Genomic DNA, 20,952 nt, shown 5'->3' on the forward strand with positions numbered 1-20,952 from the left:
ATCGGACACTGCCATGTTCAGCGCATCAACCCGCCCTGCGCGGCGGCACGAACGGCATCGCACCGAAAAGGGAGCTTCTTATGAAAGTTGCAGTGTTCGGCACCGGTTACGTGGGCCTGACCCTCGCCGCCTGCCTCGCCGAGGTGGGCCATGCGGTGTGCTGCGTCGATGTGGATGCCCGGCGCGTGGCGAGCCTGTCCGAGGGGCACTGCCCGATCTTCGAACCCGGCCTTCCAGTGCTGCTGAAAAACGGCCGGGCCAGCGCCCGCCTGGCCTTCACCACCGACGCCGCCCGGGCCATCGACGCGGCGACAGTGATCTTCATCGCCGTCGGCACCCCTTCATTGCCCGACGGCAGTGCCGACCTGAGCCAAGTCTTTGCCGTGACCGACAGCATCGCCCGGCATGCCCGCGGCGAGAAGATCGTGGTCAACAAATCCACCTCGCCGGTCGGTACCGTCGATGCGATCAAGGCCCGTCTGGCCCGACACGACGCCAGCACCGCCACGCGCGTGGACGTGGTGAGCAACCCGGAATTCCTCAAGGAAGGCTCGGCGGTGCTCGACTGCATGCGTCCCGACCGCATCCTCATCGGCGGCGCCAGCCCGGCGACCCAGGCGCTGCTGCGCGAGCTGTTCGCACCGTTCAGCCGCAACCACGACAAGTTCATCTGCATGGACGCCCGCAGCGCCGAGCTGGCCAAGTACGCGGCCAACTGCATGCTGGCAACCAGGATTTCGTTCATGAACGAGATGGCCAACCTGGCCGAGCACACCGGCGCGGACATCGAGGCGGTGCGCCGGGCAATCGGCTCCGATCCGCGTATCGGCTACGACTTCATCTATGCCGGCTGCGGTTTCGGCGGCTCGTGCTTCCCCAAGGACCTTTCCGCGCTGCAACGCATCGCCGAGCAATACGACTACCAGCCGCGCCTGCTCCAGGCCGTGGACGCGGTCAACCAGCGGCAGAAACATCGGCTGTTCGAGAAGATACTCGGTCACTACGACGGCGACCTGGCAGGCAAGACTTTCGCCGTCTGGGGCCTGGCGTTCAAGCCCAATACCGACGACATGCGCGAGGCCTCCAGCCAGGTGCTGCTGCGCTCGCTGTGGCAGGCCGGGGCGAATGTCCAGGCGTTCGACCCACAAGCCCACGCCGAAGCCCGCCGCCTGTTCGGTGAACGCGAGGACCTGCGCTTGATGGACAGGAAGGAAGACACCCTGGCAGGCGCCCATGCCCTGGTGATAGTCACCGAATGGCAGGATTTCAGGGTTCTGGACAACGGCCTGGTCAGGCAGCGCCTGCTCGACGCCACGGTGTTCGATGGCCGCAACCTTTACGAACCGGCACAGATGGCCGAGGCAGGACTGGTGTACTACAGCATCGGTCGCCCCGACGCCGGGGCGCACCAGGCGCCCCGGTGATCCCGGGATAACGAAACGTCCTACTCGTTGACGTCCATGAACTCGCGGGCCCAGACGATGTAGTCATTTGGCTGGGTGTAGGTGTGAGTCAGCTCGGTGGCGCTCAGATCCGAGGCGGCACTGGTAATCCGGCGCTGCTCGCGAAGGCTGTCGTAGGTAGCCTTGATCGCGGCGAAATAGGCGCCATGGCCATCGACCGCGATGCGCACACCCAGTTGCGCCAGGCGCGCATCGTCGTGCAGTTGCGGGTTGCCGTAGGTCACCAGCATCAGCGGTACGCTGAGGTGGCGGGCGATTTCTTCCAGGTGCTCGAAATCGCGCACGCCAACCATGCACACACCATCGGCGCCAGCGTTCTGGTAGGCCACCGCGCGGGCGATGACTTCCTCGGTCGGGATGGCCGCGGCGTTGGTCCGGGCGATGATCACCAGCTCCGGATCGACACGGGCTTCAAGGGCCGCACGGACCTTGCCGACGCCTTCCTCGATGCTGATGAGGTCGGTGGATTTGCGCCCGAACTGGGCCGGCAGCAGGGTGTCTTCGATGGTCAGTGCGGAAACCCCGGCGCGCTCCAGTTCGATCACCGTGCGCATCACGTTCAGGGCGTTACCGTAGCCATGGTCGGCGTCGGCAATGAACGGCAACTGGGCGACACGACCGATGCGGGTGGCCTGCTCGGCGAACTCGCTCAGGGTGATCAGGGCAAAATCCGGTGCTGCAAGTACCTGTAGCGACGCCACCGAGCCCCCGAGGATACCCACCTCGAAACCGAGGTCGGCGGCGATACGCGCGGACATCGGATCGAACACCGAGGCGGTGTGGTAACAGCGGGGGGAAGCAAGGAGTTTACGAAACGCACGGCGCAGTTCTTGGTGGGACGCTTTGGGCATGATCAATCCACTTATTTCGACTTCATTCTGCCCCGCAACATACCACTGCTTGATGTCGCTCTGACAGCAGGAAAGGTCCTTGTCCGACAAATTGACGAAACGTTTCATCTCCCCGGGCTTGCAGGGAAACTGGATGGCGAATGACGCCCCGACGCCGACCGGCCAAGGCCGGGCCTGGGTGGATCGAGGCTGGCGAAACAGGAATTTTTTCAGCGTTTCATAAAAAAAGCGCCGAATGAGTATGAACTGTGCATGGGTTTTTCCCTCAACACTGACTCAGGCCAATCCTGTATCCACGATCAGGGATTACCGTAATGGATCCACTTGAGGCATCAGAGATTCCCTGAGTCATTAAGCATAGAATTTGTATGGCTATGGCATAATGAAATCATTCCGCAACTCCAGATAACGAGCCGTGACTTGTGTCAGTAACTACCCTAACCGTATGTGACGACTCCACCGTTGCCCGCAAGCAGGTATTGCGGGCCCTGCCTTCCGACTGGCCGGTTTCGGTCACCGAAGCCGCCAATGGCCACCAGTGCATGGACGCTGTGCGCAAGGGCCTGGGCCAGGTCGTGGTGCTGGACCTGAACATGCCGGAGATGGATGGCTACCAGGTACTGCATGCATTGCGCGACGAAGGCTTGAAGGCCAACGTCATCGTTATTTCCGGGGACGTTCAGCAGGAGGCCCTGCGCCGCGTGCAGGAACTGGGCGCCCTCGCCTTCCTGAAGAAGCCCTTCGAACAGGACCAGTTGCGCGAAACCCTCGACCGCCTCGGCCTGCTGCGCCTGGCAGGCCAGGCGGCGCATAGCCATCGTCCGCAGACCCACGCTGCTGTCAGCTTCAACGAAGTCTTCCGCGAGACCGTCAACGTCGCCATGGGGCGGGCCGCTGCACTGATCGCCAAGGTGCTCGGCGTCTTCGTCCAGTTGCCGGTCCCTAACGTGAACGTCCTCGAGGTCGGCGAACTGCATATGGCCCTGGCCGACGCCGGGCGCAGCCAGCAACTGACCGCCGTGTGCCAGGGTTTCATCGGCGGCGGTATCGCCGGCGAGGCGCTGCTGATGTTCCATGACGCCGAAATCGCCGATATGGCGCGCCTGATGAAGCACCAGAGCAGTCATGCCTCCGACCTGGAAATGCTCCTGGACCTGTCCAGCATCCTGATCGGCGCCTGTCTGAGCGGCATCGCCGAGCAGGTCGATGTGGTGTTCTCCCAGTGCCACCCGCAGATCCTCGGCCAGCACGCCAACATCGAGGAGCTTATCCGGGTCAACCAGGGGCGCTGGAAGAAGACGCTGGCGGTGGAGATCAGCTATCGGCTCGAAGGGCATGACATCAGCTTCGACCTGTTGCTGCTGTTCACCGAGGACTCCATCGAACGCCTCACCCATAAACTCGCGTACCTGATGAACTGAGCCATGAACAAACCTCTTGATCTGACCGAGTTCCACTGGCTGCTGGCGATCGTGCAGAGCATCGATGTCGGCGTCGTGGTGCTCGATCGCGACCACTGCGTGCAGGTCTGGAACACCTTCATGGAGAACCGCTCCGGGGTGCCGCCCAAGGATGCCATCAGCCAGTCGTTCTTCAGGCTGTTTCCCGAAGTCAACGAAGAGTGGTTCCGGCGCAAGCTCGACAGCGTCGCAACCCTGGGCACGGCAGCGTTCACCGTATGGGAACAACGCCCCTATCTGGTGCGGTTCAAGAACTACCAGCCGATCACCGGGCAGGAAGACTTCATGTACCAGAACACCACGCTGTTCCCGCTGCGCTCCACCGATAGCAGCATCAGCCACTTCTGCCTGGTGATCTATGACGTGACCGACGTCGCCACCAACCGGCACATGCTGCAGTCGGCCAATGCCCAGTTGCAGAAGCTGTCCAGCACCGATCGCCTGACCGGGCTATACAACCGTGGTCACTGGGAAGACAGCCTCAAGGTCGCGTATGCCCGCCATCAGCGGCATGGCAACCCCACCAGCCTGGTGATGTTCGACATCGATCACTTCAAGCGCATCAACGACACCTACGGCCACCAGGCCGGCGACAAGGTGATCGAGCAGGTCGCTGCCCTGCTCCGCCAGTACGTGCGCGACACCGATGTGGCCGGACGCTACGGTGGCGAGGAATTCGCGGTGGTGCTGTCGGACACCGACAAGCTCGGCGCGACGGCCTTCGCCGAGCGCCTGCGCAAAGCCGTGGAGGAACTGGAAGTCCAGCACGAGGGGCAGAGCATCCGCTTCACCATCAGCCTGGGTGTCGCCGATCTCGACCGGGCCTCGGACAGCCATGCCGATCTGATCGCCTGGGCCGACCAGGCGCTGTATGCGTCGAAGAAGGGTGGGCGCAACCAGGTCTCGGTACATCCCTAGCCTGCGCTTTCCAGACTGACCTGTACCTGGCGCAAAAACCACTCGAGCGCCGTGGACTGGGTGCTGCGCGAGTGCCAATGCAACGACACCTCGAAGGCTGGCACCTCGAATGGCAGCTCGAGTGTCTTGAGCTGCCGGGGCAGTGGCATTTCGCAGAAGCTTTCTGCGATCTGGCTGGGCAGGATGACCAGCATCTCGGTGCCCGGAATCAGTCGTGGAAGTACGGAAAAATGCGGCAAGCGCAACTTGATCCGGCGCTCCACGCCCAAGCGCTGCAACGCTTCCTCGGCCATGCCATGGCCCGATGTGCGGGTGACCAGGGCATGGGGCTCGGCAAGAAACTGCTGCATGTCGATGCTGTCGCCGATACGCGGATGGGCGGCATCGAGCAGGCACACGTAGCGCTCCTTCATCAGTACCCGCGAGACCACCCCGTTGTCGGTGAGCTTCCTGCTGCAGATCGCCGCGTCAATGTGGCCGTCGTTCAGCCAGATACCGACCTGGTCGATCTCCAGCGGTACCACTTCGAGTTCGATATTCGGGGCTTGGTGGCTCAGGTGCTCCATCAGCCTGGGCAGCAGTGCCATCTCCCCCAGGTCGGACAATGCCAGGCGAAACTGGCGCTGCGAGTGACGGGGGTCGAACTTGCGCGCCTCGCCCACTGCCGAGTCGATGCAGCGGGAGGCTTCCTTGAAACTGCCATACAACTGCGTGGCCAGGCGGGTCGGCTGCATGCCTTGGCGGTTGCGCACGAACAGCACGTCATCGAACTGCTCCCTCAGCTTCGCAAGCGCGTAGCTGACCGACGGCTGGGTAACGAAAAGCCGTTGGGCGGTCACCGTCACGCTCTGTGTTTCGTAGACGGTAATGAAAGTGGTGATCAGGTTGAGGTCGAAGCTGGCCATGTTCGCGGCTGTCCACGGGCTGTTGGTCAAGGGGCACAACTATAGCTGGTGTTTATACAACACTCATAAAGCATTTATTTGATCGATCATGAAGGGATTCTTAGAGTGGAGGCCTCACGACACACGCGGAATCACCCACGATGCAAACCATTCACTCCGCCGCTTACACCCTGCTGCGGCGCCACGGTATGACCACCATCTTCGGCAATCCCGGCTCCAATGAATTGCCGTTTCTCAAATCGTTCCCGCAAGACTTCCGCTACATCCTGGGGTTGCACGAAGGGGCTGTGGTAGGCATGGCGGATGGCTACGCGCTGGCAAGTGGCAAGCCGGCTTTCGTCAACCTGCATGCCGCGGCAGGCACCGGCAACGGCATGGGCGCGCTGACCAATTCCTGGTATTCCCATAGCCCGCTGGTCATCACCGCCGGCCAGCAAGTGCGCCCGATGATCGGCGTCGAAGCGATGCTGGCCAACGTCGATGCCGTGCAACTGCCCAAGCCGCTGGTCAAGTGGAGCTATGAGCCGGCCAACGCCCAGGACGTGCCGCGGGCGCTCAGCCAGGCTATCCATTACGCCAATACCACACCGAAAGCACCGGTCTACCTGTCGATTCCCTACGACGACTGGGATGCGCCCTGCCCGCCCGGTGTCGAGCATCTTTTCGAGCGCCAGGTGCAGGTCGCCGGCACTCCCGACGCTGCCCAGTTGCAAGCGCTGATAAAGCAGCTGGACCAGGCACGCAATCCCGTGCTGGTACTCGGGCCCGAGGTCGACGCCACCCTCGGCAATGCCCACGCCGCGGCCCTGGCCGACAAGTTGCGGTTGCCGGTGTGGATCGCGCCATCGGCGTCGCGTTGCCCGTTCCCGACCCGTCACCCGAGTTTTCGCGGCGTGCTGCCTGCGGCCATCGCCGGGATCAGCAAGACGCTCGCCGGGCATGACCTGATCCTGGTGGTCGGTGCTCCGGTGTTCCGTTATCACCAGTTCGCGCCCGGAGACTACCTGCCAGCCGGCGCACGCTTGCTGCAGATCACTTCCGACCCGCAGGAAGCCGCGCGGGCGCCGATGGGGGATGCGCTGATCGGCGATATCGCGGCGACCTTGCGGGCCCTGGCCGAGGGTGTAGCGCAGCAGGCACGCAGCTATCCCGAAGCGCTGCCGGCACCGCAGCCAATGGCCGACGAGCCTCGGCACCTGCGTCCGGAAACCCTGTTCGATGTGCTGGACGCTGTGGCGCCGGAAGACGCCATCTACGTCAAGGAATCCACGTCCACCACCAGCGCCTTCTGGCAGCGCATGAACCTGCGCCACCCCGGCAGCTATTACTTCCCTGCGGCGGGCGGCCTGGGCTTCGGCCTGCCGGCAGCGGTCGGCGTGCAACTGGCCCAGCCGCAACGACGGGTGATTGCCCTGATCGGCGACGGCTCTGCCAACTACGGCATCACCGCCTTGTGGACCGCTGCCCAGTACCGCGTGCCGGTGGTGTTCGTGATTCTCAAGAACGGTACCTATGGCGCCCTGCGCTGGTTCGCTGGCGTGCTCAAGGCCGAGGACGCACCCGGCCTGGACGTGCCGGGCCTGGACTTCTGCGCAATCGCCAAGGGCTACGGGGTCAAGGCAGTGCACACCGACACCCGTGCCGGCTTCGAGGCGGCACTGCGCGCCGCGCTGGATGCCAACGAACCGACCGTCATCGAGGTACCTACCGTCACCATCGAGCCCCACTGACCTGCTGCTGGAGCCATCAAGGCTCCTTCAACCCACCGACATAACAACAAGAAGACAAAACCATGACCCAGAAACGTGCGCTGGACGTCGCAGGGGGCGCGCCCCTCGGAAAACTTCATTACACCCTGCTGTTCTGGTGTTCTTTCATCATGCTCTTCGATGGCTATGACCTGGTCATCTACGGCTCGGTCGTACCGCGCCTGATGGAAGAATGGGCACTGACGCCGGTGGTTGCCGGCTGGATGGGCAGCGCGGCGTTGTTCGGCATGATGTTCGGCGCCGTCGTGGTTGGCCCGCAGGCCGACCGGCTTGGGCGGCGCAAGGTGGTCATCGGCTCCATCGCCCTCGCAAGCCTGTGTGCCTTGGGGACCGCCTTCACCTGGGATGCACCGAGCTTTGCCCTGCTGCGCTTCATCACCGGCGTAGGCCTTGGGGGCGCGATACCCAACATCGTTGCCTTGATGAACGACCTTGCGCCGACATCACGCCGCAGCTCCCTCACCACCATCATGCTCAGCTTCTACTCGATCGGCGCGATGATTTCCGCGCTGGTCGCGATGTGGATCATCCCTCGCTACGGCTGGGAGGCGACTTTCATCATCGGTGGCGTACCGCTGCTTCTCCTGCCATGGCTGGCGCGGCAGCTGCCCGAATCGCTGCACTATCTGCTGGAGAAGGACCGCGCTGCGGCGAGCCATCTGCTCACCCGTATCGATCCGCAGGTCGATACCAGCAACGTCAGCTTCGAGGCCCCACCCAGGACCTCTTCCGCGGCACCGCTTTCGCGTCTGTTTGCCGAAGGTCGCGGCGTGGGTACGGTGTTCCTCTGGCTAGGCTTCGGCATGTGCATGCTGATGGTCTACGGGCTCAACACCTGGCTGCCCAAGATCATGGTCGCCGGCGGTTTCGAACTGGGTTCGAGCCTGATGTTCCTGGTCACCCTGAACATCGGCGCTACCTTTGGCGCGCTGGGCGGCGGCTGGCTGGCCGACCGCTGGGGCTGCAAGCCTACGCTGATGCTGTTCTTCCTGCTTGCGGTGGTGTCGCTGTGCACCCTGGGCATCAAGCCCGGTCCGCTGTTGCTCAATGCCATGCTGCTGGTGGCAGGGGCCACGACCATCGGTACCCTGGCGGTGATCCATGCCTTTGCTGCCCAGCAGTACCCGAGCGAGATCCGCTCTACCGGCGTCAGCTGGTGCTCGGCCATCGGCCGCTTCGGCGGGGTGGCCGGGCCTGCCCTGGGCGGTCTGATGCTGAGCCTGAACCTGCCGCTGCAGCTCAACTTCATCCTCTGCGCCGTGCCCGGTGTGGTGGCGATCCTCGCCATTGCCATGATCCGCCAGCGCAACGTCGCAGGCTCCGCTGCTTCGGGTCGGGCGCTGGAAGCCCGGCACTGAGCTGACTCGCAAGCCTCTTCCGCTTGAAAACCTTGCCAACAGTGGCCGCTCGTCCCCGAGCGGCCCGATGGATCGTGCCATTTCGACAACAATAATAGGTACCTTCATGCGTCACTCTCCTGTTCCCCGCCACAGCGCCTGGCTGCTGGGCTGTGCCTGTCTGTCGCCGGCCTTTTACGCCCAGGCCGACTTCCTCGATGACAGCAGCGTCGTCCTCGGGCTGCGCAATGCCTACATCGACCGCGACTTCAAACAGTCGGATGCTCCCAGGTCGCGGATCGGTAGCTGGACCCAAGGCTTCGATCTGCGCCTCTCCTCCGGGTACACCGAAGGCCCGCTCCAGTTCGGCCTGGAAACCAGCACCCAGTGGGCCTATCGCCTCGATGGTGGCGGCGGGCGTGGCCCCGACAGCGTGATCCCCTACGACGCCAGCAAGGGCGAGCAGGTACGGGACTATGGCCGTACCGGGGTGACCGGCAAGCTCAAGTATTCGCAGACCGAGCTGCGCGTCGGTGAACTGCGCCCGCGCTTGCCGGTGGCCTATATCGACGACTCGCGCCAGTTGGTCACCACCTACCAGGGCGCCATGCTGGAGTCACGGGAATGGGCCGGCCTGACCCTGACAGCGGGACGCATCGATAAGATCGCCACCCGTGAATCCTCAAACCGGGAGCGGATCTACCTGATGAACGGCGCCAACATCAGGCGCCCCAGCGACGGCCTTAACTTTGCCGGCGCTACCTACCAGTTCACCCCTGACCTGTCGGCGACCTACTTCTACGGTCAGCTCGAGGATATCTATCAGCAGCATTACCTGGGTCTGTCCAACCGCTGGGCGCTGTCTGCGGATTACACGCTGCAGACCGAGCTGCGCTATTACCAGAATCGTGAGGACGGCCAAGCGCTGTATGGCGAGATCGACAACAAGAGTTACGGTGCCATGACCACGCTGAAGACCGGCGGCCATGGCTTTGGTGTCGGTTATCAGCGGATGCTCGGCGACAGTGCTTTCCCGTTGTTCAACGGCTATGCACCGCAGCCCTGGCTGGTCAACTGGTCGACGGTCGGCTTCTTCAAGGCCAACGAAGGTTCCTGGCAACTGCGCTATGACTATGATTTCGCGGCCCTGGGCGTGCCGGGCCTGAAGTTCATGACCCGCTATCTACGGGGTAGCGGTATCGATCGAGGCAACAACGATCTGGACCAGAACGTTGAAAGCGAGCGCAATTTTGTCGTGAGTTATGTGCTGCAAAGCGGTGCGCTCAAGGGGCTCGGCTTCGAATGGCGCAACATTGACGTGAAGACGCGTTACGGCAGCGGCAGGGTGTCGGGAGTCGATTACGACGAAAATCGCCTTATCACCACCTACACCTGGAGGTTCTGATCGCTTAGCGATCGTTTTACCAACGGGTCGCTTGACTGAGCGTCGCATCATCGTTGCCTTAACCGCTCGCGCGCTTTGGGCAACGAGGCCAGCCGTTACAGCGGACCATATCTTGCAGGTTTTTCGTTATGTCATTCTCCAGGTAACCGCCATGACGATCTCCATCTCAACCACCTGTGTCCCGGCTTCAGAGCGCAGCGGTTTCTGGGACGACATCAGTAGCCGATTTTTCGTCAAGCTCGATTGCCAACTGGATGGATTCTCCAGTAACGCAGCGTCCGGTGGATTCGAGGCGCATCTCAAGCACAGCCGTTTTGGCAGCCTCGACCTGATCGACCTCCAGGCAAGTGCGCACAGCGTCGAGCGTCGAGTCAGCGCTGGCAACGACCCGCATTATTTCATCCTCAGCCTGATTACCCATGGCATGTGCGAACTTACCCAGGACGACCGGCGCTGCGCCGTAGGTGCAGGTGACATCGTGCTGTATGACACTCGCCGCCCCTACAAGGTCGTACTGCCCCGTGCGTTTCGCATGTGCTCGCTACGCATCCCTCAGGAAACCATGCGCCTTTACAATCCTGCCGCAGAGCGTGCCGTGTCGAAGCCTCTGACCACCGCCAGTACCATGGGGCGCATCATTGGCGGCCTGATGCTGACGCTGTTCGAAGAGCAGGAGCATGCCGCCGAATTTGGTGAAGATGCCATGGCCCGGCCGCTGCTGGAAATGCTCTCGCTGGGTCTGCAGTCATTGGGCAAGGGCGAGGCTGACCCGGCGTGCACCCGCCTCATGCAGTTCCACCTTGAGCGCATCAAGAGCCTGATCGACAACCATTTGGCCGAGCCATTGCTGAGTGTCGAATGGATCGCCGAGCAGCTGAAGATGTCTGTCAGTTCCGTGCACCGGGTGTTTTCCGGGCAACCGGTCTCGGTGAGCGAGTACATCTGGGGCAAGCGTCTGGAACTGTGCCGTATGGCGCTGGCCAACCCTTGCCTGCGTGACCGCAGCATCAGTGATATCGCCTACAGCTGGGGCTTCTCCAGCAATGCGCATTTCAGTCGGGTATTCAAGCGTCATCTGGGCCTATCTCCCCGTGAATATCGCACGCTCTCGCTAGCCGCCAGGTAAGGGCTTGCAGGCCCCGCTCACTGGCGAGAGCCATACGAGCGGGGCCAAGGCTTCACTACAGCGGTTCGGCATTCCCAATGACCGATGCGCTGGCCATGGCTCGCGGCGCCGTTTCAATGAACGCGAACGAGACGATGGCGATAGCGGCGAAGGCGATCCCCACAATCATCATCGGATATTGCAGCCCAAATGCATCAGCCAGTCCTCCCGCCACGATGGGCATGAGCACGCCACCGAGCATCTCCCCGACGCAGGTCGGAATACCCACGGCGCTGCCGGTCATGCGCGAGGGCACGGTCTCCGCGGGGATAATTGCCAGAAATATCGGCGCGATGCCGAAGCCGAACACACCTGCGATGAACAACAATGCGAACATTCCGGCCGGGGGAAGCGGATAAAGCGCGAACATCAGCATCAGCGCGCTGTAGGCCGCCGCACAACCAATCATCATCGGGCGCCGGCCAAGACGGTCGGAGAGCGCCGGCATGATGATCATGCCGAAGAAACCGCCAAAGCCCCAGCCGGAAACGATCAGGCCGACCGTACTCAGCTCCAGGCCGATCACCTGGGTCAGGTAGAGCGCGACGAAGGTCGAGAAGACGAACAGCCCCGTCTGGAAGCAACAGCTGACCACGGTGGCCACCCAGATGTTGCGGTAACGCAGCGCCGCGAAGGCGCCATCGCTTGAAGCACTGTGAGCGCCTGGCGTGTCACGTGCAGGCTCACGCATGAACCTGGCCAGACACCAGGCTAGCAGCACGCCTGGAACGCCCACCACGATGAAGACCATCTCCCATGGCATGTAGTTATTGAGTTGGGTGGCGATGATCGGCCCCAGCCCGATCCCCAGCAGCGGGAAGAAGGCCTGGTGGATGCCTAGATTGAGGCCCTTTCTTTCGGGTGTGGAGGCGCTGGCAATGGCCGCGACGCTGGTGCTGAACACTCCGCCTTCGCCGACACCCAGCAACCCTCGGATCACCAGCATGCTGGTGAAACTCTTGGCGATCGCGGTCATCCACGTCATTAGCGAGAAGAACAACGTCGAGTAGATCAGCACCCGTTTGCGCCCGTACTTGTCGGACATACTGCCCAGGACCCAGGTCGAGATTGCCCAGGTGAACGCCAGCACGGAAGCGATGGCACCGGCCTGGATGTTGTTGAGCCCAAGCTCCGGGATGATGACGGGGAACAGATAAAGAACGACAAACCGGTCAAGGCCGACGATCCCGAACAGGACGGCCAGCAGGAATACCAGCTTCCACTCGTAAGAGAGTTTTTTCATGGTCAATGCTCACAAAGGAGTGGGGCGTCAGAAGGCGTGTGCGATGCGAAGGTTCACCCGGTATTTCTCCTGGGCGCCGTTGACGACATCGAGATCCTGGCCGAACTGGGTCTGTATCTGCAGGGTCGGTTGCAGGAAGTGTTGCCAGGTCAGCAGATAGCGCTGGGTACGGGTCGTGTCGTTCTGGGCCACGCCGCCGACGTGGGTTTCGCCGCCTGTGGTGTGAAACCAGCTGACACCGAACTGATTCTGCTGGTTGAAGACATAGCGCAGGTGCGTTTGCACTTCGAAGACATCATCCTGGCGCAGCGTCTGGCCGAAGAAGTCATCGTTATTGCCGAACGTGTCATGCTCCAGGGTTAACTCTGCGTACAGCGTGTCAGGCAAAAGAGCCTGCACGTAGGCAAGATGAACCATGCCTTTCCAGCGGTTTTCACCGAGATTGACCGGGGCGTCGTGGTCATAGCTACCCAATGGCATACCGACATAACCGGCGATGGCCAGGTAGCGCTCCTGCTTGGGATCGTTTACCAACCACAGCGCACTTCCGACCATGGGGTCTGCGGCGCCGCCGACGCTGTAGTCACGGCTGCCGCCCAAGTCGAGATGGCCAAAGGGCAGTATGACTTGCGGGGTCACGGTGAAACCGCCCAAGGTGGTCCAGTGCACGAAGCGAGCGATGCCAATGTCGCTGTCCAGGCCAAAATCACGGGTCACGGTATGGCCGTCAACCTTGATGCGGTTGCGTTCGGCGTGCTGGTAATACAGAAGACCCAGCTCGGTACCGGGTGGCAAGGCGACATAGTCACCAGGGTCGGTTGATAGCACGGCTGCCTCGACGGCGTTGCTGTTGGCCAGGGCCAACACTGTCAGGGCTGCACTCAGGGTGGTGAAGACGGTCATGCCTTTGCGGGCTTTCATGATGAATTGCTCCGGAGATTTATTATTGGCAGTGAGCAAAAGGACGGGCGGTGACGGCTGAATTCTTATGTGCTGTGCCGTCTCAGGCGTCTGGCTGAACCTCGTCGGGGTTCCTGGTGGGCGCGACTGCGTCGGATTGCGCGAAGGTGCCGAGCTGAACGGGCCGGCGAGGTGTGTTGTCGAGCAGCAGGCGGGTGACATCCGGGCGTGAGTAATGGCCTACCGGGTCGGCGGCGAGCTTGGCCAGGCTCAGGACACCCAGGTCGATGTCCGCAAGCAACAGCCCCTCGCGGTGTTCATCCAGTGGCTCGGCCAGAGGCGAGCCATCGGGCCCGAAGATTCGGGCATGGCCACCTCCGGATGGCAGCAGTTGCCGAGCCTCTTCGTTGTGGCAGAGCAACTCGACCATCCTGTCGCTCACCACGGAACTGGGCGCCACCACGAAACACTGGCCTTCCACGGCGTAGGTCTGGGTCACGGCCGTGTTGACCTCAGGGCCAAGGGCGTAGGCGACCCCGCTATAGAGCGAGAAGCTCGGCCAGGCTGCGATGTGCACCTGCTCGTGCTGGGCGAACAGCGCGTATTTGCTCAACGGCTGCACATGTTCCCAGCAGCACAGCGAACCGACCTTACCCAGTGGCGTGTCGATCACGCTCAGGTCACTGCCATCGCCTTCGCCGAAAAGGCTGCGCTCTACCAGTGTCGGCTTCAGCTTGCGTCGGGTGCTGAGGGTCTTGCCCTGATCGTCGATCAGCGCCTGGGCCATATACAGGCTGCCGTTGGATTTTTCGCTGAAGCCGATGGACAGGTAGATCCCCAGGCGCCTGGCTGCTTCGCACAGGCGTTGATAGTGCGGGCTGTCAATGACCAGCGAGTTGTCGTGGTAGCGCTGGATAAACTGCATGGCCCAGGCAGGCGAACCTAGCCAGAGAAAGAAGGGGTAGCCGGGAAAGAAGTTCTCGGGAAATGCAACCAGGCTTGCGCCTGCGCTAGCGGCCTGTTGCATCAGGCCGACAGCTTTCTCTACGGTAGCTTCGAGGTCAAGAAACTCAGGGGCCGCCTGAACAGCGGCAACGCGGTAGGTTGGATGATTGATGGGCATCGCAGGCTCCTTTGGGTAAGTGCAGCCTCATTCTATGGAGCGGGCTTGCCGCGCTTTTTCCCCTGCGTTGCGCAAAAGTTGCCTGGGCGTAGCAAATTCGGAGTCAAGACCTGGAACAGCGGATGGCCCTACCCCCATAAATACCTTCTATGTTTTCACTCTCAATTATTTATTTGTGAGATATCCGGCGAGTTCTTACAGTGTGTTTTTATTCACTCGGAGGAACAGCGATGAAGATTGCGATTGTTGGTGCGGGCGCCATGGGCGGGTTGTTTGGGGCGCGTCTGGCATTGGCAGGGCAAGATGTTTCGTTCGTTGAAGCCTCCGATCACGCTATCGAAGTCATCAGTCGGCATGGGTTGCGCCTTGATACTCCCGATGTGCAAACGACCGTGCAGGTGCCGATTGCTCGGGCAGCACAATTGTCAGGCCACTTTGATTTGCTGGTGATCTTCACCAAAGGCTTTCATACCGCAGCGGCAATCGACTCGGTGCGCCATTTGGTCGGGCCCGACACCTGGGCGCTGTCAGTACAGAATGGCCTGGGCAACGCCGAACTGATTGCCGGCGTGGTGCCTGCCGAACGCGTGATCGTGGGCATGACCAATCTGCCTGCGGACCTGGTGGCGCCTGGCGTGGTTCATAGCCATGGCGAAGGCCACGTCAACCTCTGGTCCTACAGCGGCAAAGAGAGTCCGGTGGTCCAGAAAGTGGCCGCTGTGTTCAGTCAAGCTGGCTTGCCTTGCGAGGCCGATCCACAGGTGCAGGTAGCGATCTGGGAAAAGGTTACCTTTAACGCAGCCCTCAATTCGGTGTGTGCCGTTACCCGCCAGACTGTGGGTGCGGTTGGCAGCTCCGAGCAGGGGCGGCAAGTGTTGGCCAGCATCCTTGCGGAAACGGTGGCCGTTGCCCGGGCGAACGGGATTGCGGTCGATAGCGAGCGCGTCAACGCGGCGGTGGACCACGCCTTGCGCAATCACCAGCAACACAAGCCGTCGATGCTGCAGGATCTGGAGGCAGGGCGAAAAACCGAGATTGATTTCATCAATGGGGCAGTGGTGGCCCAGGGCAAGCGCCTTGGGGTAGCAACGCCCGTCCTGCAGGCCCTGTACAACCTGGTGAAAGTCAGCGAAGGCTGAATCCCTCGAGGCTGCTGACGGAATTCCCGACGACTCATCAAGCGATGCGTCCCATTCAAATAAAAAGAGGTAACCCATGACTCATCTTGCCAATCAATTTCCAGCCTTCAATCAACAATTCATTGCCGGTCAGTGGCGAGACGGCCGTGACGGCAGCGTGCTGCGAGTCACCAACCCGTTCGATGGCAGCCAACTGGCGGAGATTGTCCAGGCGGATCGCGATGACCTTGACGAAGCCTATCGCAAGGCCGCCGAAGCGCAGGTGAAGTGGGCCGCCACAGGCCCTGCCGAGCGGGCAGCGGTGATGCACCGGGTGGTGCAGTTGTTCGACGAGCACCGCGAAGCGATCATCGACTGGATCATCCGCGAGTCTGGCAGCACCAGGATCAAGGCGCAGATCGAATGGGGCGCGGCCCGCAGCATTACCCTGGAGTCTGCTTCGTTTCCGGCCCGGGTGCATGGCCGGATACTGCCGTCCAACGTACCCGGCAAGGAAAACCGCGTGTACCGCGAGGCCCTAGGTGTAGTGGGTGTGATCAGCCCCTGGAATTTCCCCCTGCACCTGTCGCAGCGCTCCGTGGCGCCTGCCCTGGCGTTGGGCAACGCAGTGGTGATCAAGCCTGCCAGCGATACCCCGGTTACCGGCGGCCTGCTGCTGGCCAGTCTTTACGAAGCGGCGGGCTTGCCGGCCGGGCTGCTCAGCGTCGTGGTGGGTGCAGGATCGAAGATCGGCAATGAATTCGTCGAACACGAGGTGCCCAAGTTCATTTCCTTCACCGGCTCGACCCCGGTCGGCCTGAACATAGGCCGCCTGGCTTCAGGCGGGCAGCACCTCAAGCATGTGGCGCTCGAACTGGGTGGCAACAGCCCGTTCGTGGTCCTGGCCGATGCCGACCTTGAACAGGCTGCCAGCGCCGCGGTGATGGGCAAGTTCCTTCATCAGGGACAGATCTGCATGGCGATCAACCGGATCATCGTCGAAGACGCGGTCCATGACGATTTTGTCCAGCGTTACGCCGAAAAAGTAAAAGCATTGAAGGTTGGCAACCCGCACGATGCCGATACCGTGGTCGGCCCGATCATCAATGCCAAACAGCTGCAAGGCCTGCTGGAAAAGATCGCACGCGCCAAGGAGGAAGGTGCCCGGACGGTGGTCGAAGGCGAGGTACAAGGCCAATTGCTGCCGCCCCATGTGTTCGCTGATGTGACCAAGGATATGGAAATCGCCCGTGAAGAGATATTCGGGCCCCTGGTCGGTATCCAGCGTGCCCGCGATGAAGCCCACGCACTGGAGCTGGCCAACGATAGCGAGTTCGGGCTGTCCAGCGCGGTCTTCAGCGGCGACCTGGAGCGTGGGGTGCGTTTCGCTCGCCGGGTCAAGGCAGGTATGACCCATGTCAACGACATCCCGGTGAATGACGAAGCCCACGCCCCGTTCGGCGGCGAAAAGAATTCCGGACTCGGCCGCTTCAACGGCGACTGGGCAATCGAGGAGTTCACCACCGATCACTGGATCAGCGTGCAAGGCGGCCCGCGTCGCTATCCCTTCTGAACAAACCTGGGTGCCCGACCTCGCGGGCACCCTTTACACCGCTAAGAGAACGAGCGCACCACATGCTCGGGAGACAGTTCCACTACTGATGCACAGCCCATGTTGGCCAGGGTTCGGCTTATTTCATCAGCGAAAATGCCCAGCACGCTGCTCGCCCCCTCCTCGCCGGCCGCCGCCAGTCCATAAAGCAAGGGGCGCCCGACAAGTACGCCGCTCGCTCCGAGCGCAAGCGCCTTCACCACATCGGACCCGCGCCGGAATCCACTGTCTATAAGTACCTTGCCAGGGTGCGCCAGTGCGATCCGCTCGAGCGTAGCCATCGGTGAACAACTTGAATCAAGCTGGCGGCCACCATGGTTCGACAGGATCACACCGTCTGCGCCGAGCTCGATGCAACGGGATGCGTCTGCAGGATGAAGAATGCCCTTGACCAGAAGACGATGGGGCCAGATCCGACGCAGTCTTTTCAACGATTCCCAATCGAAGCCAGCGTCCATCTTTCGCGACAGAAGCGCAGCCTGCAGCTCCACATCGCACGCCTCATCGCTTGCGAAGTTGGCCATCTGCGGGATCCCTCCTGCCAACAGACGCATGGACCAGCGGGGATGCAGCATACCGTCGAGAATCACCCTGGGGGTATATCTGAACGGCAGGCCGAACCCGCTGCGCAGATCACGCTCACGCTTGCCGTTGACCGCCACATCGGTGGTCAGCACCAGGGTTCGGTAGCCTGCGTCAAGGGCACGGGCTACCAGGCGGTCTGCAAGGGTCGGGTGCACAACATACAACTGGAACCAAAGATCACCGCCGACCTTCTCGGCGACTTCCTCGATCGATGCATTGGCCGCGGTGGAGAGAATGAAAGGGATTCCAGCCCTCTTGGCTGCACGTGCAAGTTCAAGGTCGCCCTTCGGCCAGAAAACCCCGTTCAGCCCCATGGGTGCAACCATCAAGGGTAAAGATTGCGCTTGGCCAAAAACCTCGCAGCCAAGGTTCCTTTCAGCAACATTCACCAGGCGGCGAGGGAGGAACTCCAGTCGGTCAAAAGCACTCAGGTTACGTCCCATGCCCTTCTCGTCATCGGCACCACCCTCCAGGTAGTCGAATACCATCCGAGGCAGACGCCGGCGCGCAAGTTCACGATAACCCGCAACATTGAAAACTGGACTCATATCAACCTCAAAGTAGGCCAAGGCCAGAATGAGTCGATTCTAGAAACTGGAAAAAAGTAATCAAATCAATACTGAACGATTGGGATATAAATCAAGTCTATAAATCCATCACCTCCCTTGCAGTCCGGGTCGAGCAGGAAAATCCTGGAGACCTGTAAGACCCTGTGCGAGGCTGGTCGACATTCCGAACCCACGAGATTGGCTATATGCGAACCATCCCACTAAAACCGTTCAAGCCAATCGGATGTGCCGAGTGCCGCAACCCTGACGGCCTGGGATTCGACTTCACCATGGCGTTTCAACCCATCTTCAATGTCACCACCGCAAAGCCTTATGCCTATGAGGCTCTGGTTCGGGGCCTTGATGGGCAGTCCGCAGCCAGCATCCTGGCCAGGGTCAATGAAACCAACCGCTATCGATTCGACCAGGCGTGCCGGGTCAAGGCGATCGAGTTGGCGGCACAACTCGGCATGCCGGCGATACCGGACTGCAAGCTGAGCATCAACTTTCTTCCCAACGCGGTCTACCGCGCCGAGACCTGTGTCCGCGCAACGCTGGAAGCCGCCAGTGAATGGGCATTCCCCATCGACCGGATCATGTTCGAAGTCACCGAAGGTGAGCAGGTCGAGGATCCCGACCATCTGAAATCCATCTTTCTGGAGTACGAGCGCCAGGGATTCACCACGGCAATCGATGATTTCGGCTCGGGGTATTCGGGCCTCAACCTGCTGGCCATGTTCCAGCCCCAGGTGCTGAAAATCGACATGGCGCTGACCCGCGGCATCGGCCAGGACAGTGTGCGACGCGCCATTGTCGAAGGGATCGTCCTGGTTTCCAGGCGCCTGGGCATCACCGTCATCGCGGAGGGTATCGAAACACGCGAGGAACGAGACGCCCTTGCAGCACTGGGTATCGAGTTGATGCAGGGGTACCTGTTCGCGAAACCGAGCATCGGCGTATTGCAATCGATGCCAACGGAGCTGATCTGAACGCTGGCTGGCCTCTGGAAACCCCATGAACGAAAAAGCCCGCTGACCGTCACCGGCAGCGAGCCATTTCATCTTTCATTCACCTTGAAGCGCGCCCGGGTTTGCTGATCAAGCGAGCTGCCGGCGAGTCACTGCTGTCCCCAGCCGACGATGCCCTTGATCTCCAGGAAGTCATGGATACCCCACCCCGCATACTCGCGTCCGTTACCCGACTGCTTGTAGCCACCGAAGGGTGCGAAGGTGTCCCAGCTTGGGTAGTTCAGGTAGACCGAGCCGGCCCGCATGCGACCGGCGACGGCGCGGGCTTTTTCGAGATCCCGTGACTGCACGTAGGCCGCCAGGCCGTAGACCGTGTCGTTGGCCATCTCGATCGCCTGTTCCAGCGTGTCATAGGGCATGATCGACAGCACGGGACCGAAGATTTCCTCGCGGGCGATGGTCATGTGCGGCGTGACGTTGCCGAACACGGTCGGTCGCACGTAATAGCCTTTGTCCAGCCCGTCAGGCCGCCCGAGGCCGCCGGCGACCAGCGTGGCGCCCTCTTCGATGCCGCTGGCGATCAGCCCCTGGATCTTGTTGAACTGTGCCTCGCTGATGACCGGCCCGAGATTGGTTTTTTCGTCCAGCGGGCTGCCGGTGACCAATTGCCCGGCAGTCAGCCTGGCGATCTCCAGCGCGCGGGCATGCAGGCTGGCCGGCACCAGCATACGGGTCGGCGCGTCGCAGGATTGCCCGGAGTTGGAGAAACAGCCCTGCACGCCCTTGGCCACCGTCACGTCGAGGTCGGCGTCCTCGAGCAGGATGTTGGCCGACTTGCCGCCCAGTTCCTGGGCCACGCGCTTGACGGTATCGGCCGCCGTCTTGGCGACGATGATGCCGGCGCGAGTGGAGCCGGTGAACGAAACCATGTCCACTTTCGGGTGGCTGGCCATGTGCTGGCCCACGTCGGGACCGGTGCCGTTGAGCAGGTTGAACACCCCCGCCGGCACGCCGGCCTCATGCAGGATCTCGGCAAAGATGATGCCGGTGAGCGGCGCGATTTCGCTGGGCTTGAGTACCACGGTGCAGCCGGCGGCGATGGCCGGTGCCACCTTGCAGACGATCTGGTTCAGCGGCCAGTTCCACGGCGTGATCAGGGCGCACACGCCAATGGCCTCGCGCACCACATGAGTGGCGCCGTGCTGCTCGCTGAACCGGAAGTTTTCCAGGGCGCTGATGGTGGATTCCAGGTGCGCGCGACCGCTCCAGATCTGCGCATCACGGGCAAAATGCAGGGGTGCCCCCATCTCCTGGCTGACAGCCTTGACCAGGTCTTCGTAGCGCAGGTTGTACACCCGCAGGATTTCCTTGAGCAGGGCCAGGCGTTCAGCAACGGACGTATTCGAGAACGCCGGGAAGGCCCGGGCAGCGGCCTCTACCGCCTTGTCGACATCCCGGGCGTCGCCCACGGCGATCTGGATGAACGCCTGCTCGGTGGCAGGATCGATCACGTCCAGGGTGCTGGCGGCCTGCGGGGCTACCCACTGGCCGTCGATGTAAAACTTCAATGCGTTGTTCATAG

17 protein-coding genes are annotated in these 20,952 nt (G+C 61.8%); 10 read left to right on the top strand and 7 right to left on the bottom strand.

Annotated features, from left to right (window positions below; translation table 11 throughout):
• The first annotated feature begins 80 nt into the window (after window positions 1–80).
• Window positions 81–1,424: a UDP-glucose/GDP-mannose dehydrogenase family protein gene (locus tag N7650_RS02260; protein ID WP_279896927.1), complete on the top strand. Its 1,344-nt coding sequence runs from the start codon at window positions 81–83 to the stop codon at window positions 1,422–1,424.
• 20 nt (window positions 1,425–1,444) lie between these two features.
• On the opposite strand, the gene N7650_RS02265 is transcribed toward N7650_RS02260, so the two are convergent.
• Window positions 1,445–2,314: an oxaloacetate decarboxylase gene (locus N7650_RS02265; RefSeq protein WP_009399611.1), complete on the bottom strand. Its 870-nt coding sequence runs from the start codon at window positions 2,312–2,314 to the stop codon at window positions 1,445–1,447.
• Window positions 2,315–2,736: 422 nt separating this feature from the next.
• On the opposite strand from N7650_RS02265, the gene N7650_RS02270 reads away from it, so the two are divergent.
• Window positions 2,737–3,735, top strand: a complete 999-nt coding sequence (locus N7650_RS02270) for a response regulator (RefSeq protein ID WP_037060347.1) — start codon at window positions 2,737–2,739, stop codon at window positions 3,733–3,735.
• 3 nt (window positions 3,736–3,738) lie between these two features.
• On the top strand, window positions 3,739–4,692 hold the full coding sequence (locus N7650_RS02275) for a diguanylate cyclase (RefSeq protein ID WP_279896930.1): 954 nt from the start codon (window positions 3,739–3,741) through the stop codon (window positions 4,690–4,692).
• Here the strand turns inward: N7650_RS02275 and N7650_RS02280 are convergent.
• The gene (locus N7650_RS02280) at window positions 4,689–5,597 is read right to left on the bottom strand and encodes a LysR family transcriptional regulator (protein WP_279896932.1); all 909 of its coding nucleotides are present in this window, start codon (window positions 5,595–5,597) and stop codon (window positions 4,689–4,691) included. The genes N7650_RS02275 and N7650_RS02280 overlap by 4 nt on opposite strands.
• Before the next feature lie 140 nt (window positions 5,598–5,737).
• Between N7650_RS02280 and mdlC the strand changes: the two genes are divergently transcribed.
• The 4 genes from mdlC (at window position 5,738) to N7650_RS02300 (ending at window position 11,234) form a co-directional block, all read left to right on the top strand.
• Complete coding sequence (mdlC, locus tag N7650_RS02285; protein WP_279896934.1) at window positions 5,738–7,327, top strand: benzoylformate decarboxylase; 1,590 nt, start codon at window positions 5,738–5,740, stop codon at window positions 7,325–7,327.
• A 62-nt stretch (window positions 7,328–7,389) separates the two neighbouring features.
• Complete coding sequence (locus tag N7650_RS02290) at window positions 7,390–8,724, top strand: aromatic acid/H+ symport family MFS transporter (RefSeq protein ID WP_279896936.1); 1,335 nt, start codon at window positions 7,390–7,392, stop codon at window positions 8,722–8,724.
• Window positions 8,725–8,830: 106 nt separating this feature from the next.
• A complete protein-coding gene (locus N7650_RS02295) occupies window positions 8,831–10,108 on the top strand; it encodes an OprD family porin (protein ID WP_279896938.1) in 1,278 nt (425 codons plus the stop codon).
• A 151-nt stretch (window positions 10,109–10,259) separates the two neighbouring features.
• Window positions 10,260–11,234 carry a helix-turn-helix domain-containing protein gene (locus N7650_RS02300; protein ID WP_279896940.1) on the top strand — a complete coding sequence of 325 codons (975 nt, stop codon included), beginning with the start codon at window positions 10,260–10,262 and terminating at the stop codon, window positions 11,232–11,234.
• 55 nt (window positions 11,235–11,289) lie between these two features.
• Here N7650_RS02300 and N7650_RS02305 read toward each other — a convergent pair whose 3' ends face one another.
• From N7650_RS02305 to N7650_RS02315, 3 genes are all read right to left on the bottom strand, one after another.
• Entirely contained in the window at window positions 11,290–12,516 is a 1,227-nt protein-coding gene (locus N7650_RS02305) for an MFS transporter (protein WP_279896942.1), read from the bottom strand.
• A gap of 27 nt (window positions 12,517–12,543) precedes the next feature.
• Window positions 12,544–13,437 carry a transporter gene (locus N7650_RS02310; protein WP_279896944.1) on the bottom strand — a complete coding sequence of 298 codons (894 nt, stop codon included), beginning with the start codon at window positions 13,435–13,437 and terminating at the stop codon, window positions 12,544–12,546.
• Window positions 13,438–13,519: 82 nt separating this feature from the next.
• Window positions 13,520–14,539: a carbon-nitrogen hydrolase family protein gene (locus tag N7650_RS02315; protein WP_009399621.1), complete on the bottom strand. Its 1,020-nt coding sequence runs from the start codon at window positions 14,537–14,539 to the stop codon at window positions 13,520–13,522.
• 230 nt (window positions 14,540–14,769) lie between these two features.
• On the opposite strand from N7650_RS02315, the gene N7650_RS02320 reads away from it, so the two are divergent.
• Together N7650_RS02320 and N7650_RS02325 are read left to right on the top strand one after the other, a co-directional pair.
• The gene (locus N7650_RS02320) at window positions 14,770–15,678 is read left to right on the top strand and encodes a 2-dehydropantoate 2-reductase (protein ID WP_279896946.1); all 909 of its coding nucleotides are present in this window, start codon (window positions 14,770–14,772) and stop codon (window positions 15,676–15,678) included.
• Between the two features lie 76 nt (window positions 15,679–15,754).
• Window positions 15,755–17,230 (top strand): aldehyde dehydrogenase family protein, encoded by a 1,476-nt coding sequence (locus N7650_RS02325; RefSeq protein ID WP_279896948.1) that lies wholly within the window; start codon window positions 15,755–15,757, stop codon window positions 17,228–17,230.
• A gap of 41 nt (window positions 17,231–17,271) precedes the next feature.
• On the opposite strand, the gene N7650_RS02330 is transcribed toward N7650_RS02325, so the two are convergent.
• Window positions 17,272–18,423 carry an alpha-hydroxy-acid oxidizing protein gene (locus N7650_RS02330; RefSeq protein ID WP_279896950.1) on the bottom strand — a complete coding sequence of 384 codons (1,152 nt, stop codon included), beginning with the start codon at window positions 18,421–18,423 and terminating at the stop codon, window positions 17,272–17,274.
• 185 nt (window positions 18,424–18,608) lie between these two features.
• On the opposite strand from N7650_RS02330, the gene N7650_RS02335 reads away from it, so the two are divergent.
• Window positions 18,609–19,391: an EAL domain-containing protein gene (locus N7650_RS02335; RefSeq protein WP_279897128.1), complete on the top strand. Its 783-nt coding sequence runs from the start codon at window positions 18,609–18,611 to the stop codon at window positions 19,389–19,391.
• Between the two features lie 128 nt (window positions 19,392–19,519).
• Here N7650_RS02335 and N7650_RS02340 read toward each other — a convergent pair whose 3' ends face one another.
• Entirely contained in the window at window positions 19,520–20,950 is a 1,431-nt protein-coding gene (locus N7650_RS02340; protein WP_279896952.1) for an aldehyde dehydrogenase family protein, read from the bottom strand.
• Window positions 20,951–20,952: the final 2 nt, after the last annotated feature.

The sequence above is a fragment of the Pseudomonas sp. GD04058 genome, assembly GCF_029836855.1.
Classification (GTDB): domain Bacteria; phylum Pseudomonadota; class Gammaproteobacteria; order Pseudomonadales; family Pseudomonadaceae; genus Aquipseudomonas; species Aquipseudomonas bharatica.

Excerpts from the sequence above, each read along its gene's own strand:
- N7650_RS02305 (WP_279896942.1), bottom strand. The coding sequence starts at position 12,516 with ATGAAAAAACTCTCTTACGAGTGGAAGCTGGTATTCCTGCTGGCCGTC.
- N7650_RS02290 (WP_279896936.1), top strand. The coding sequence starts at position 7,390 with ATGACCCAGAAACGTGCGCTGGACGTCGCAGGGGGCGCGCCCCTCGGA.
- N7650_RS02300 (WP_279896940.1), top strand. The coding sequence starts at position 10,260 with ATGACGATCTCCATCTCAACCACCTGTGTCCCGGCTTCAGAGCGCAGC.
- N7650_RS02265 (WP_009399611.1), bottom strand. The coding sequence starts at position 2,314 with ATGCCCAAAGCGTCCCACCAAGAACTGCGCCGTGCGTTTCGTAAACTC.
- N7650_RS02340 (WP_279896952.1), bottom strand. The coding sequence starts at position 20,950 with ATGAACAACGCATTGAAGTTTTACATCGACGGCCAGTGGGTAGCCCCG.
- N7650_RS02335 (WP_279897128.1), top strand. The coding sequence starts at position 18,609 with ATGCGAACCATCCCACTAAAACCGTTCAAGCCAATCGGATGTGCCGAG.
- N7650_RS02310 (WP_279896944.1), bottom strand. The coding sequence starts at position 13,437 with ATGAAAGCCCGCAAAGGCATGACCGTCTTCACCACCCTGAGTGCAGCC.
- N7650_RS02275 (WP_279896930.1), top strand. The coding sequence starts at position 3,739 with ATGAACAAACCTCTTGATCTGACCGAGTTCCACTGGCTGCTGGCGATC.
- N7650_RS02315 (WP_009399621.1), bottom strand. The coding sequence starts at position 14,539 with ATGCCCATCAATCATCCAACCTACCGCGTTGCCGCTGTTCAGGCGGCC.
- N7650_RS02295 (WP_279896938.1), top strand. The coding sequence starts at position 8,831 with ATGCGTCACTCTCCTGTTCCCCGCCACAGCGCCTGGCTGCTGGGCTGT.
- mdlC (WP_279896934.1), top strand. The coding sequence starts at position 5,738 with ATGCAAACCATTCACTCCGCCGCTTACACCCTGCTGCGGCGCCACGGT.
- N7650_RS02325 (WP_279896948.1), top strand. The coding sequence starts at position 15,755 with ATGACTCATCTTGCCAATCAATTTCCAGCCTTCAATCAACAATTCATT.
- N7650_RS02260 (WP_279896927.1), top strand. The coding sequence starts at position 81 with ATGAAAGTTGCAGTGTTCGGCACCGGTTACGTGGGCCTGACCCTCGCC.
- N7650_RS02280 (WP_279896932.1), bottom strand. The coding sequence starts at position 5,597 with ATGGCCAGCTTCGACCTCAACCTGATCACCACTTTCATTACCGTCTAC.
- N7650_RS02320 (WP_279896946.1), top strand. The coding sequence starts at position 14,770 with ATGAAGATTGCGATTGTTGGTGCGGGCGCCATGGGCGGGTTGTTTGGG.